11 protein-coding genes are annotated in these 13,838 nt (G+C 60.8%); 9 read left to right on the top strand and 2 right to left on the bottom strand.

What is annotated here, in order from left to right:
- Nucleotides 1-80 precede the first annotated feature (80 nt).
- From aceF to ACXMYO_RS08490, 5 genes are all read left to right on the top strand, one after another.
- Nucleotides 81-2,288 carry a dihydrolipoyllysine-residue acetyltransferase gene (aceF, locus tag ACXMYO_RS08510; RefSeq protein WP_457808408.1) on the top strand — a complete coding sequence of 736 codons (2,208 nt, stop codon included), beginning with the start codon at nucleotides 81-83 and terminating at the stop codon, nucleotides 2,286-2,288.
- 216 nt (nucleotides 2,289-2,504) lie between these two features.
- Entirely contained in the window at nucleotides 2,505-3,161 is a 657-nt protein-coding gene (adk, locus tag ACXMYO_RS08505; protein ID WP_438768235.1) for an adenylate kinase, read from the top strand.
- Nucleotides 3,162-3,456: 295 nt separating this feature from the next.
- On the top strand, nucleotides 3,457-4,140 hold the full coding sequence (tsaB, locus tag ACXMYO_RS08500; RefSeq protein ID WP_457808407.1) for a tRNA (adenosine(37)-N6)-threonylcarbamoyltransferase complex dimerization subunit type 1 TsaB: 684 nt from the start codon (nucleotides 3,457-3,459) through the stop codon (nucleotides 4,138-4,140).
- Nucleotides 4,141-4,151: 11 nt separating this feature from the next.
- Nucleotides 4,152-4,949 carry an undecaprenyl-diphosphate phosphatase gene (locus ACXMYO_RS08495; RefSeq protein ID WP_457808406.1) on the top strand — a complete coding sequence of 266 codons (798 nt, stop codon included), beginning with the start codon at nucleotides 4,152-4,154 and terminating at the stop codon, nucleotides 4,947-4,949.
- On the top strand, nucleotides 4,946-5,737 hold the full coding sequence (locus tag ACXMYO_RS08490; RefSeq protein WP_457808405.1) for a class I SAM-dependent methyltransferase: 792 nt from the start codon (nucleotides 4,946-4,948) through the stop codon (nucleotides 5,735-5,737). The genes ACXMYO_RS08495 and ACXMYO_RS08490 overlap by 4 nt, the downstream gene beginning before the upstream one ends.
- Here ACXMYO_RS08490 and plsB read toward each other — a convergent pair.
- Nucleotides 5,729-8,206 carry a glycerol-3-phosphate 1-O-acyltransferase PlsB gene (gene plsB, locus ACXMYO_RS08485; RefSeq protein WP_457808404.1) on the bottom strand — a complete coding sequence of 826 codons (2,478 nt, stop codon included), beginning with the start codon at nucleotides 8,204-8,206 and terminating at the stop codon, nucleotides 5,729-5,731. The genes ACXMYO_RS08490 and plsB overlap by 9 nt on opposite strands.
- Nucleotides 8,207-8,348: 142 nt before the next feature.
- On the opposite strand from plsB, the gene ACXMYO_RS08480 reads away from it, so the two are divergent.
- A complete protein-coding gene (locus ACXMYO_RS08480; protein WP_457808403.1) occupies nucleotides 8,349-9,473 on the top strand; it encodes a phospholipase D-like domain-containing protein in 1,125 nt (374 codons plus the stop codon).
- A gap of 22 nt (nucleotides 9,474-9,495) precedes the next feature.
- On the opposite strand, the gene ACXMYO_RS08475 is transcribed toward ACXMYO_RS08480, so the two are convergent.
- Entirely contained in the window at nucleotides 9,496-10,191 is a 696-nt protein-coding gene (locus tag ACXMYO_RS08475) for a YecA/YgfB family protein (RefSeq protein WP_457808402.1), read from the bottom strand.
- Nucleotides 10,192-10,268: 77 nt separating this feature from the next.
- Between ACXMYO_RS08475 and ACXMYO_RS08470 the strand changes: the two genes are divergently transcribed.
- From ACXMYO_RS08470 to ACXMYO_RS08460, 3 genes are all read left to right on the top strand, one after another.
- Nucleotides 10,269-10,829: a SprT family zinc-dependent metalloprotease gene (locus tag ACXMYO_RS08470; RefSeq protein WP_457808401.1), complete on the top strand. Its 561-nt coding sequence runs from the start codon at nucleotides 10,269-10,271 to the stop codon at nucleotides 10,827-10,829.
- A 119-nt stretch (nucleotides 10,830-10,948) separates the two neighbouring features.
- Nucleotides 10,949-12,871, top strand: a complete 1,923-nt coding sequence (gene acs, locus ACXMYO_RS08465) for an acetate--CoA ligase (RefSeq protein ID WP_457809481.1) — start codon at nucleotides 10,949-10,951, stop codon at nucleotides 12,869-12,871.
- 262 nt (nucleotides 12,872-13,133) lie between these two features.
- Nucleotides 13,134-13,796 (top strand): response regulator, encoded by a 663-nt coding sequence (locus tag ACXMYO_RS08460; RefSeq protein ID WP_086622302.1) that lies wholly within the window; start codon nucleotides 13,134-13,136, stop codon nucleotides 13,794-13,796.
- Nucleotides 13,797-13,838: the final 42 nt, after the last annotated feature.

The following is a 13,838-nucleotide window of genomic DNA, read 5'->3' as shown; positions in this document are numbered from 1 at the left end:
GCCTGTCTCACAATAGTGCCGCCGGGTGAGCCAGAGGCTTGCCCGGCCCCGGCAACGGCCAGGTGATAAGGAGCGCGACCTTGAGTAGTGAAATTATTAAGGTACCCGACATCGGGGGCAGCGAGGGCGTCGAGATCATCGAGATCTCGGTCCAGGCCGGCGATACGATCGACGCCGAAGACACCATGATCGTGCTGGAGTCCGACAAGGCCAGCATGGACATCCCCGCACCGAAGGCCGGCAAGGTCAAGAAGGTACTGGTCAGCGAAGGGGACAAGGTGTCCGAAGGCGACGACATTCTCGAGCTTGAAGCCGAGGGTGAAGAAAGCGGCGACGCTGAAGACGACGATGGCGAGGCAGACGAGAACGACGATGACAAGTCGTCGGTCAAGGACAGCCGCAACGCCGAGCATCTCGAGGAAGAGGCCGAGGCCGACGAATCGGACGCTGAAGACGACAAGCCGAAGAAGTCCTCCTCGGGCAAGGGTGGCAAGCGTACGGTCGAAGTACGCGTACCGGATATTGGCGGCAGCGAAAACGTCGAAATCATCGAGATCGCGGTCAGCGAAGGCGATGACATCAGTGAGGAAGACGCGCTGATTACGCTGGAGTCCGACAAGGCCTCGATGGATGTGCCCAGCCCCTATAGCGGCAAGCTGGTCTCTCTGGAGCTCAAGGAAGGCGATACCGTCTCCGAGGGCGATCTGATCGGCACCATGGAGATCGCCGGCGAAGGCGATGACGACGGTGCCGATGAAGACGACACTTCCGATGATAATGACGGCGATGACGCCGATCATGAGGAAGACGCCGACGCCACAGATGACAGCGATGAAGACGAAGAAGACGACAGCGAAGGCGGTCGTCAGGAGCTGCGCGTACCGGATATCGGCGGCAGTGACAACGTCGAGATCATCGAAGTTTCGGTCAGCGAAGGCGATGAGATCAACGAGGAAGACGCGCTGATCACGCTGGAGTCTGACAAGGCTTCCATGGACATCCCCAGCCCCTTCAAGGGCAAGGTGGTGGAAGTCAGCGTCAAGGAAGGCGATACGGTCTCCGAAGGCGATCTGATCGGCTATATCGAAGTGGCCGGCAGCAAGGCGAAAAGCGCGTCCAAAAAGTCTTCCAGTGACACGTCGGATGCGAAGAAAAAGTCTGACGACTCGGCCAAAAAGACGTCTGATGACAAGTCTTCCGGTGACAAGTCCGATTCGAAAGGCAAATCCGGTGGCGGCTCGAAAGAGCGCAAAAAGCAGGACGTGCCGAATAGCGAGTCGAAAAAGGACGAGGGCAGCTACGGCGGTGAACCCGGCCCCGAGGCCCGTCGCAATCAGGGCGAAAGCACTTCCGGCAGCAGCGTTCATGCCGGTCCTGCCGTGCGTCTGATGGCGCGTGAACTGGGCGTGGAACTTGCCGAAGTCAAGGCCAGCGGGCCGAAGGGTCGCGTGCTGAAAGAAGACGTGGACGGCTTCGTCAAGCAGGTCATGAGCGATCGCAAAAAGGGTGGTGGTGCATCCGCTCAGCCGTCTGCGCAGGCGCAGGGGGGTGCCGGTATTCCGCCCATCCCGGCGATCGATTTCAGCCAGTTCGGCGAGATCGAAGAAAAGCCCATGGGCCGCCTGATGAAGGCCGGGGCGACCAACCTGCATCGCAGCTGGCTCAACGTGCCGCACGTGACCCAGTTTGATGAGGCTGACATCACCGAGCTCGAGAACTTCCGCAAGGCGATGAAGGACGAGGCCGCTCAGCAGGGGGCGAAGCTTACGCCGCTGCCGTTCATGATCAAGGCGGCTGCGCATGCGCTGGCGAAGTATCCGCAGTTCAACGTGTCGCTGCATCCGGATGGCGACAAGCTGATCCAGAAAAAGTACTTCAACATTGGCGTGGCGGTAGATACACCCAATGGTCTGATGGTGCCGGTGATTCGCAACGTGGATCAAAAGGGCATTGTCGAACTGGCGAAGGAAGTCATCGACCTCGCCGGCCGCGCTCAGGAAGGCAAGCTCAAGCGTGAGGAGATGCAGGGCGGCTGCTTTACCATTTCGAGTCTCGGCTCGATCGGTGGTACGGCGTTTACCCCCATCGTCAACGCGCCTGAAGTGGCCATTCTTGGCGTATCGAAGTCGCAGATGAAGCCGGTGTGGAATGGCAGCGAGTTCAAGCCGAGGCTGATGTGTCCGCTGTCGCTGTCCTACGACCATCGCGCCGTCAACGGTGCCGATGCGGCACGCTTTACGGCGTATCTGGCAGCGATTTTGACCGACATACGTCGACTGACCATGTAAACCCTGCCGACGTATCGAGGCGGCCCTTCGGGGCCGCCTTTTTTGTGGGCGCCCGGGCGCTCGAGGTCGTCAATATGTCGCAGAGACGCCGACTTCGCTTGTGCCCGGATGGCGCCTGTCGTTATTGTTGCGTTTTATTGTCAAACGGCTTGCCGATGAGTGTTGTCCGGTAGGGTCGGCTTTGATCATGAGTCATTTATTGAGGAGCGGTTTTTCATGCGTTTGATCCTGTTGGGCGCCCCTGGTGCGGGTAAGGGGACGCAGGCCCGATTCATCTGTGAACGCTTCGATATCGTCCAGATTTCGACCGGCGATATGCTGCGGGCGGCCGTCAAGGAAGGCAATGAACTGGGCCAGAGGGTCAAGGAGGTCATGTCCGCCGGTCAACTCGTCTCCGACGATCTGATCATTGAGCTGGTCAGAGAGCGTATCGCTCAACCCGATTGCGCCAATGGCTTTTTGTTTGATGGCTTCCCCCGAACGATCGTACAGGCCGATGCGCTCAAGGAGGCCGGCATCGATCTGGACCATGTGCTTGAAATCCACGTGGCCGATGAAGAGATCATCAGCCGGCTTTCCGGGCGCCGTGTTCATCCGGGCTCGGGCCGTGTTTATCATATCGATAACCATCCGCCATTGACGGTTGATATCGACAACGAAACCGGCGAGGCGCTGATTCAGCGCGAAGATGATCGCGAAGAGACCGTGCGCCATCGTCTGGAGGTCTATCATGACCAGACCGAACCGCTGATCGCCTATTATCAAAAGCTGCAGCAGCAGGCGCCGCAACAGGCACCGGCGTTTCATCGGATCGAGGGTGTCGGCAGTGTCGAAGATATTCGCGCTCGAGTCGTTGAAGCGCTCACCGCCTGAGGCGACATCGTGACAAGGCTTGAAAAAACCGCATGCCCCAGGGCATGCGGTTTTTTTTGTGTCCGAATTTTTCTTTATAACTGTGCAGTTACGCCTGTTTTTACCAAACGTTGCGGAATGGTTGACCGCGCATGGTGTCTCTTTAACGGCGGTGTCATGATGCGCTGCTTCCATGGGCCGCGGTCATTTGTGTTGTCATGTGTTGCCCTTGAAAGACGGCAGTAAAAGCGTTTTGGACGAGTGTTAATACCCACGTATAATGCCGCCTCATTTTCGACTCAGACGTAACGAGACCATGACTAGCCTGCTGGCCCTTGATGCTTCTTCTTCTGCCTGCTCCGTGGCCCTCTGGATGGACGGTAATGTGATCAGCAGGGTAGAGCATGCCCCGCGTGGTCATACCCGCCGTCTAATGCCCATGATCGATGCGCTGCTCGATGAAGCCGGGATTGCCCGAAGCGCGCTGGATGCGATCGCCTACGGCCATGGTCCCGGCGCCTTTACCGGCATTCGCATTGCAGCAGGGGCAGCCCAGGGCATTGCCTATGGTCTGGCGTGCCCGCTGCTGGGCATTTCCACGCTGCGGGCACTGGCCCACGGGGCCTGGCAGCGTGATGGCGCCGAGCTGGTCATGCCGGCACTGGATGCGCGGCTGGGAGAGCTCTATGTCGCACTGTATCAGGGCGGGCAGGGACAGCTGGATGTTGTCATGGCCGATGCGGTCATGGCGCCCGAGGCGCTGGCGCTGCCCTTGTGTCAGCCCGGGTCGATTACCCTGATCGGCAGCGGCGTGGCCCTGTCGGACAGACTGTCCCCCGGGGTTCGGGAATGTGTGGGTACAACGCTTGAAGGTCGCGAGCCCGAGGCGCGTGACATCGTACAACTGGCCGCCATTGATTTTGCCTCGGGGCTGATCACCAGCCCTCAGCAGGCCCTTCCCATCTATCTGCGTGATCAGGTTGTTTCCAGCAAGCGTTAAGGATGCCTTTTATGGATTGGTTACATGTGGTGGTGCTCTCCCTTATTCAGGGGATCTCCGAATTTTTGCCGGTATCATCATCGGCACATTTGATTCTGCCATCACAGCTGTTTGGCTGGCCCGACCAGGGGCTGGCATTCGATGTTGCCGTTCATGTCGGTACGCTTCTGGCCGTTGTCATCGCTTTTCGCAAGGATGTTGTCGCCATCATTCAGGGCTGGTGCGCTCAGGTGTTCAGGCAGTGCCCGAACGAGGAAGGGCGTATTGGCTGGGCGGTCATTATTGCCACCCTGCCGGCCGGCATCATCGGCTTTCTCGGTGACGACCTGATCAGCAGCTATGCCCGTTCCGGACTGGTGATCGCCACCACCACCATCGTCTTTGGCTTGCTGCTGTGGTGGGCCGATGTCAAGGGCATCAGAAAGCTTGTCATGTCACAGATGACGCTGAAAAACGCGCTGCTACTGGGGTTTGCACAAGCACTGGCGCTGATTCCGGGCACGTCGCGTTCGGGCATTACCATCACGGCGGCGTTGCTTCTGGGCTATACCCGTCAGACGGCGGCGCGCTTTTCGTTTCTGATGTCGATTCCGCTGATTCTGGCGGCGGGCACCTTCAAGGCCGTCGAGCTTGCCGAGACCGGGGCCGACGCGCACTGGCTGCCCATACTGGGCGGGGTCGTGCTGTCCTTTTTGTCAGCGCTTGCCTGCATCAAGCTCTTTCTGGCCGCGCTGGATCGTATCGGCATGCTGCCCTTTGTCATCTATCGCATGATTCTGGGCGTCATGCTGTTTATCTTTCTGGCATGACTCCGTTGGATGTTGTCACGCCGCCCGTGGTGCTGGGCGATGACGCCCAAAGCCATGCTCTGGCCGATCGGCTGGGGCTGGTCGTGGTGGAAACGCCGGGCAGCGACGATCTGTGGCTGCGCTACGGCGAGCAGGGGCTGGAGCTTGGCGGTGACAGGCGTCAGTTCGGGGCGCCGATACGTGCCGATCTGGTCGGTGGAGGCGTGGCGCACCGGCGTCAGTTCGGTGGCGGGCGTGGTCAGCTCATCGCCCGTGCCTGCGGACTGAAACAGGGTGTGTCACCGGAGATCATTGACGCCACGGCAGGGCTTGGGCGCGACAGCGCGGTACTGGCATCGCTGGGCTCGCCGGTGTTGATGATCGAGCGTCACCCCGTGGTTGCCGCGCTTTTGCTGGACGCGCTGGAGCGGGCCGGCGCCATCGAGGCATTGCAATCGCTGACGCAGCGGCTTCGGTTTGCTCAGGGCGACAGCAGCCAGACGCTGTCAGCGCTGGTAGAGGCCTCGGGGGTTACCCCGCAGGTCATTCATCTGGATCCCATGTACCCGCATCAGGACAAGTCGGCGCTGGTGAAAAAGGAGATGCGTCTTTTCCGTCGTCTGGTCGGAGACGATGTGGACACGGCGCAGCTTCTGACTCAGGCGCTCGATACCGCCACGCATCGGGTGGTGGTCAAGCGGCCCAAGGGCGCCCCACCCATCGAAGGGCCGCCCCCCAGCCATGACATCGTCTCCAAAAACAGCCGCTATGACCTTTACGTGCACCGCTCGCTGAAGCCGTCACGCTGAGGCTTCGGTATGCGCTCGCCCGGCGGTCAGTTCCGTCAGGCGATGGCGCAGGGTCGGGTCAAAAAGCGTTCGGCTTTTAAGCAGCGCCTCGGGCAGGCGAGCATCGAAATTGAGCCTTTCCTGTGATTGCCATAGCCAGCCGTCGCGCTCCAGGCTGTCCAGCAGCCCGGCAAACAGACGACGGTCAAAGAATTCCGGGGCGTTGAGCCCCTGCAGGCGGGTCAACCGCTCCGCCAGCAGCTGACTCTGGTCTTCGAGCATTTCCCGACTGATAGTGCCACTGGGATAGTGCATCAGCGTCGAGAACAGGATAAAGCCGCGTTCAAGCGTCGGCTGAATCGCCCGGCCCAGCAGGTAAAGCCTTTCACGCGCCTCGTCTCCCGTCTCGGGGCGCTGCCAGTATTCGCCCTTTTGTTTTAAAAGGCCCAGTGCCACGAAAACATCCAGCACATCGTTGAGATGTTCGGTGAACGCCGTGTTGTCCTCTTCGATGAAGTACTCCTGACGCAGTGCCGGCCAGATGGGGGCCAGCAGGCTGTCGAGCGTTTCGAAGTCAAGGCGGGCGTTGTTGCGAAAGGCGAAGGCCACCAGGGCATGAAGGGCAAACAGGTGCAACACGTTGTTGCGATACCAGGTCAACAGCGGCGCACGCTCGTCACTGACCGTGATCAGATCGCCCAGCGAGTGCTCGATACGGCTCACCATGCCCAGATATTCGCTGCGCTCGACCCACTCGTGGGGGCCCTGCTCCGGCAGGCGAACGCGTTTGCCGCCCGGCAGCTGCGCCTGCAGCGCGTACAGCGTCTTGAGCTGGCGCAACAGCAGATCGATCTCGATGGTGCGGTGGGGGGTGGCCAGCATTGTCAGGGCCACCATTGAAATGGGCGTCAGCGCGGCGGCATGATTGATGCGCGTGGCAATCTCCTGGCTTAGATCCGGGACTGCCTCACGCAGCCAGTCGGCCTCGGCACCGTCTTTTTGCGAACGCCAGTCGGGAAAGCGCTGATCCAGATAGCGGCCCAGCACCAGGGGCTCTCCCACACTGACCTGCACACGCCCGAACGGCTGGCGCAGATGGCGCAGTACGCGTAAAAGCCCCAGCGGACTTTCCTTGCGTTTTTCGCCCGTGCGCAGCTCGCGGATGTAGGCGTTGGACTCGATAACCTTTTCATAGCCGATATAGATCGGCACGAAGGCCAGCTCGCGGTTGGGCGCGCGGGCATGGGAGCGCAGGGTCATCGACAGCATGCCGGGGCGCGGCGAGAGCATGCGCCCGGTGCGCGAGCGTCCCCCCTCGATGAAATATTCGACCGGATGGCCCTGGGAGAGCAGCTGGTGAAGGTATTCGTTGAACACGGCGGCGTAGAGCCGATTGCCCCGAAAGCTGCGGCGCATGAAAAAGGCGCCGGCACGCCGCAGCATCGGACCGATCACGGGCATGTCGAGGTTGCGACCGGCGGCGATGTGCGGCGGCATCAGCCCCTGTTGATAAAGCACATAGGAGAGCAGCAGATAGTCGATATGACTGCGATGACAGGGTACATAGACCAACTCGTGCGTCCCGGCCAGGGCTTCAACATCCTCGATACCGTGGACATCGACGCCATCGTAGAGCCGGTTCCACAGTCGTCCCAGCACCTGGTAGAGAAACCGCAGTACCGGCGCGGACATGTTGGCGGCGATTTCGAACCCGTAGCGCTCGGCGCGCTGCAGGGCCCGGTCATCCGATTCACCCCGTTCCTGGGCGCTTTGATGGGCGGCATTTCGTACGGCCGGCTGGCGCAGTACGCGCCGAATAAGCGTACGACGATGGGACAGGTCCGGGCCGATGGCCTGCAGCCGCACGCGGCGGAAGTAGCGTCGTAGAAAGCGGGTGATGCGGATTCGGTTGAACTGCTTATCCACATCGCCGTGCGCCATCAGCGTGCGCAGCGATACCGGCGTGCCCAGGCGAATCTCGAGCGAGCGGCCATTGATGATCATGCCGGCCAGACGCTGAAGACGGCCTACCAGCGACCAGCCATCGGCGGTCAGCAGATGGCGCAGGCCCACGCGTTCGCGCTGTGGCGCGCGCCCCCAGAAAAGAGTGACCGGGACGAGATCCACGTCGCTGTCGGGATGCTGCTCCAGCGCCGTGATCAGATGATCCAGCGAGGTCGACCGGTCCACATGGCCCCGGTGATGGCGATAATGGGCGGCGTCGAAAAGGGCCAGGCGTGCGGGAAAGCGATGGCCATGGGCCAGGCAGACGCTGTCTTCCGGAGAGGGCATATTGTGGCGCTGACAGAAAATGGACAGCGCCATGCGATCGGAAAGGGCCGAGACCGGCAGCACGTAGATCACCGGGCGTGTGCTGTCGGTAACAAGGGATTCGGGACGTTCGGGGTCGACACTGCGAAAGTGCAGCCAGCCACCGAGCAGCCGACAACCCAGTCGCTGCCAGAATCCCTGGGAAGACGTTTCAGACATGGCCATTGTTCGCTCGCTGAATCGGGGACGCGGAAGGTTCTGATAACCTGAAAGGGAGATCTGCACCGATCCGATGACATGGCACTATAGTATAGCGCTGGCTGAATCGACATGGCCCACCGGGCAAGGCAGGGGAAGCAACATGAGAGAGCAGTGGCGTGACGGCAACCATTTTGCCCTGTTGCCGACGGCGGAGTGTTTCGTGCCCGCACTGCTTGAGGCCATCGACCATGCACACATCTCGATTCTGATCGAGCTCTATCTCGTCGAGGACGGCGAGATGGGCGAGCGGTTTTTTGCAGCCCTGATACGGGCTGTCGCGCGCGGCGTTGACGTGCGGCTTCTGATCGATGCCTGCGGTTCGTGGTCGCTGTCTGATGAGAGCAAGCAGCGTCTGGTGAGAGCAGGCGTGTCGCTGCGTGAATTCAATGTCCTCTCGCTCCGGCATGTGGGGCGCTTCATTTCGCGCGACCACCGCAAGCTGGTCGTCATCGACGGTCACACCGCTTTCACGGGCGGCTTTGGCGTCAACGATCAGTTTCTCAGCTCATGGTTCGAAGTGGCCGTGCGTATTACCGGGCCTTGCGTCGAGGACTGGATTCAATTGTTCAATCGGGTATGGCGTTCGCGCCGGACGCGCGATTTTGCAACCGGGGCTCGGCGACGGAGCAGCGCGGCGGCGACGTCGGAGACGGCGCACGGGGAGGGGAGCATGGTCGGCCGCGTGGTCTGGGGGCAGGGCTATCGCTATCAGGCCATCCGCCGTTCGCTACAGCATCAGGTTGGCAGTGCCCGTGAGCGGATATGGATCTGTACGCCCTATTTCGTGCCCACCCGAACCCTGCGGCGCCAGCTGCGAAGAGCGGCACGTCGTGGCGTGGATGTCCGGCTGCTGCTGGCGGCGCGCGATCATGACCATCCCAGCGTGCGCTACGCCGGGCAGCGCTTTTTTACCCGACTTTTACGCTCGGGGGTGCGCATCTTCGAGTTTCAGCCACGCTTTATTCATGCCAAGTTCAGCCTGTGCGACGGCTGGGCGACCATCGGGTCCTGCAACTTCGATCACTGGAGCCTGCAGTGGAATCTCGAGGCCAACCAGGAGATCGATGATCCCGATTTCGCCACCGAGCTGGGCGGGCTGTTTGAGCACTGCTTTGACCAGTGCCACGAAATCAGCGCAGCCCACTGGGCGTCTCGCTCGCGAGGCCAGCGGCTGCGTGAGTGGGGCTATGGCGTCATGGATGCCCTGATTACCCGCCTGCGCTGAAGGCGTTTTGCCTCAACGCCTGTTACCGGCCCTTTCCCGGACCCCGGCCGCCCCGGTTGTTGCCGCCGGACCTGTTCTTTGCTCCCTTGCCGGCCTTTGACGGCGCCGGCTTTTCGACCGGGGCGCGCTGCAGCAGGTAAAGATCCAGCGTCAGCTCGGCCAGCTGGCCTGCCAGGCGCGTTGCTTCGCTCGGCTGTTGGCCGAGTGCGGCAAGCTCCGGGTCTTCCTCGTCAAAGAGTCCGGACAGGGTCATGAAGGGCAGCAGCAGCTCGGCGGCGGCCTCCTCTTGGGCGCCGAACCAGGCCTGCTCATCCAGAAAGACGCCTTCCATGAAGCCGGCGCACCAGAGTCGTACGGGATGTTCCTCGTTGTCTTCGCCGCTGTCTTCGAATTCGAGATCGAAGGGCAGATCGGGGATGTTGCCGTTTTCAAAGGCGTCGACGGCGTTGCTCAACAGGGCATCCAGTGCGTCGAGTGTCTCCTGACGCTGCTGGTCGCCGTCAAACTCGGGCGTTGTGTCAAAGATCAGGGCATGTCGCTCATCGCGGTCATGAGATACGGTCGAGATGGCCAGCGCCGTCAACAGGCCGTGCGCTCCGAACAGATCGAGGGCTTCTTCGCTGACGCGCTCGGAATCGAGAAACTCGAACAGCGCGTCGAGGCGGTCGTCTTCCAGAAGCGCTACCGGTTGAGGCGTATCGGCCGTGATATCATTCATTGAGCAGTATCCATACAGTAAGCGGCGCGTTGCGCGGCAGTCGAACCGCCGGGTTGAGAGCTGACAGTTTACCATCCATGACCGATTTTCCCGCCAGCGACATCGATGACTTTCCCTCGGGGGAGGCCAGTCAGGCACGGCTTGAAGCCTGCGTGGCAGGGTGTCTGCGTCGCGCGCGAGCCCACTATCCCGATCTGCCTGCTCCCCGGGTATGGTGTGACCTGCGCGGGCGCAGTGCCGGCCAGGCCCATTACGGTCGAGGCGGGCTGCGCTTTAACATGACGCTCTACGGTGAGCAGCCCGAGGCCTTTTTGTCGGAAGTCGTGCCTCACGAGATGGCCCACTGGGTCGTTCATCATGCCTTTCCCGGGCGGGTGCGCCCGCATGGCGTGCAGTGGCAGCAGGTCATGAACGACATCTTTGATCGAGCGCCCAGCGTCACCCATCGCTTTGATGTCTCACGTGCCAGCCCTGCTCCCTATCGCTACGCCTGTGGCTGTCGCCATCACTATTTTACCCGTCGACGCCATAACAACGAGCGTCGAGGCAGTCGCTATCGCTGTCGTCACTGCGGCCACACGCTGCGTCTTGAAGGCGTCGTCGCCGATCCGGACACAGGGAGATTGGTCGAACAGTGACCATGGTCTAATGGTCAGTCAGCCCCTGCATAACGCTAATCTAAGGGTCACACTATCCATGATGGGGTCCTTGCCTCATCAGATCGAGGAGAGGCGACATGAGCCAGACTGCCCGGGACATGGCAGGTGCCGCACAAAAGCTGCCTGGTCCGATCAGCGAGCAGGACTATCGCGAGCGCTATCGTTATTCGATCGAATCTCCTGAAGCCTTCTGGCGCGAAGAGATGCAGCGTCTTGACTGGATGCGCACGCCGGAAAAAACGCTCGACGGCCATTTCGGCGACAATCACTCCCGCATCAAGTGGTTCGAGGACGGCACGCTCAATGCCTCGGTCAACTGCATTGATCGTCATCTTGACAGCCGCGGCGACAAGCCGGCCATTATCTGGGAAGGCGACAACCCCGATCATCAGCGAATCATTACCTACCGCGAGCTGCACTGCCAGACGGGGCAGTTTGCCAACATGCTCAAGGCGCTCGGCGTAGGGCGCGGGGACACCGTTACCCTGTACATGCCGATGATTCCCGAGGCGGCCATTGCCATGCTGGCATGTGCCCGCATCGGTGCCGTGCACTCGGTGGTATTTGGCGGCTTCTCTCCGGAGGCGCTGGCCGGGCGCATATCGGACTGCGCCTCTCGCGTGGTGATTACCGCCGATATCTCGCGTCGCGGCGGCAAGCAGGTAGCGCTCAAGAAAAACGTTGATGAGGCGCTGGCCATCAAGGGGACCGACTGCGTCGAGCACGTGCTGGTCGTTCCCTGTGGCGAGGACCCCATCGACTGGCAGTCACGCGATATCGATGCCTGCGCGATGATGCGTGAGCAGTCGATGGAGTGTGATCCCGAGGAGATGGGCGCCGAAGATCCGCTGTTCATTCTCTACACCTCGGGCTCGACCGGTACGCCCAAGGGGTTGATGCATACCACGGGTGGCTATCTGCTCTATACGGCCATGACCCATGAGCAGATCTTTGATCTGCGTGAGGACGATGTCTACTGGTGTGCCGCCGATGTGGGCTGGGTCACCGGCCACTCCTATGTGGTGTATGGCCCGCTGGCCAATGGAGCCACCACGGTCATGTTTGAAGGCGTGCCGAGCTATCCGGATTACGGCCGGGTGGGTGAAGTGATCGACCGGCACAATATTACGATTTTTTATACGTCACCGACGGCTATCCGCGCCATGATGGGTCACGGTGATCACGTCATGGACAGCAGTCGGCGCGACTCACTGCGCCTGATCGGCACGGTCGGCGAGCCCATTAATCCGCAGGCCTGGCATTTCAGTCATCAGGTTATCGGTAACGGGCGCTGTCCCATCATGGATACCTGGTGGCAGACCGAGACCGGCGGCCACATGATGGCGCCGCTCACCGACGTCGAAAGCGTCAAGCCTGGCGCGGCCATGCGGCCCTTTTTCGGCATTCGCCCGGCCCTGATGGATGCCGAGGGCAAGCGTATCGAAGGCGAGGGCGAGGGCAGTCTCGTGATCGAGGGCAGCTGGCCGGGTCAGGCGCGCACCATCTGGGGCAACCACGAGCGCTTTGAGGAAACCTATTTCAGCACGCACCCCGGCGCCTACTTTACCGGGGACGGCGCGCATCGTGATGCCGACGGCGATTACTGGATCACCGGTCGCATCGATGACGTGCTCAACGTTTCCGGCCATCGAATGGGAACGGCGGAAATCGAATCGGCGCTGGTAGCGCATCCGGCCGTGGCCGAAGCCGCCATTGTGGGCTTTCCTCATGACATGAAGGGGCAGGGCATCTATGCCTATATCACTTTGATGCAGGGCGCCGAACCCAGTGATGCGTTGCGAACGGAGCTCAATGACGTAGTGCGTCGGGATATCGGCGCGATCGCCAAACTCGATGCCATCCAGTGGGCGCCGGGATTGCCCAAGACGCGTTCGGGCAAGATCATGCGTCGCATCCTTCGCAAGATCGCAGCCAATGAGGTCGATGGTCTGGGCGATATCAGCACCCTGTCAGACCCTGACGTCGTGGAAGCCCTGATCAGGGAGCGAGTTAACCACTAGCGAATATGCTCATCTGCTTCTGTATCACGACAAGCGCGTCATCTTGTCGCATAATGAACGTTGGCACCGCAAAACGGTTGCCAACGTTTTATTTTGGAAATAAAAAAATCATGGGATAACATGCCGACATTGCTGGTTACACTAGTCTGATCGGCAGGTGGCATGACGACGCGTGGCCTTGCACTGCTGATGACGTGGCTGACCGCGTTTTGACCGGGGCCTGGCCGTCCTGAATGATACGGGGAATCCTGGAGGAAACCGCATGGCCTTTGCCCAGAAGTTTATCGTGGCAGACGATCACCCCTTGTTTCGTGCGGCACTGACGCAGTCCCTGCGTCAGGTAGCGGCCAATGCCGAGATTGTTGAAGCCGATACCATGGAAGCCACCATCGAGGTCGTCACGCGTCATCCCGACGCCGACCTGATTCTTCTGGATCTGCGTATGCCCGGAGCACACGGCTTTTCAGGCCTGATACAGCTGCGGGGACAAATGCCCGACATCCCTGTGGCGGTTATCTCCGGCAGTGAAGAGCCGCAGGTGGTTCGCCGCTCGCTTGATTACGGTGCCTCGGGTTTCATTCCCAAGTCGGCGTCGCTGGACACGATCGCTGGAGGCATCAGTGCGATTCTGGATGGTGAAATCTGGCTCCCGCCGGAAATGGCCGACTACTTGGGAGACGGTGACGAGGAGGAAGCCAAGTTTGCCGCGGCCATCGCCTCACTGACGCCGCAGCAGTTTCGCGTGCTCAACATGCTCACAGAGGGGCTTTTGAACAAGCAGATCGCCTACGATCTCAATGTTTCCGAGGCGACCATCAAGGCGCACGTCACGGCCATTTTGCGCAAGCTGGGTGTGCACTCGCGTACTCAGGCCGTCATCGCAGCCCAGAAGCTTGAAGTAGAGCCATCACGCGTCGAGAACTAAAGTCAGGTTCAGGCGTTAAAAAATCCCGGCATGGACCGGGAT

The sequence above is a fragment of the Kushneria sp. EE4 genome, assembly GCF_977968315.1.
This window is presented reverse-complemented; position numbering and strand designations above follow the sequence as displayed.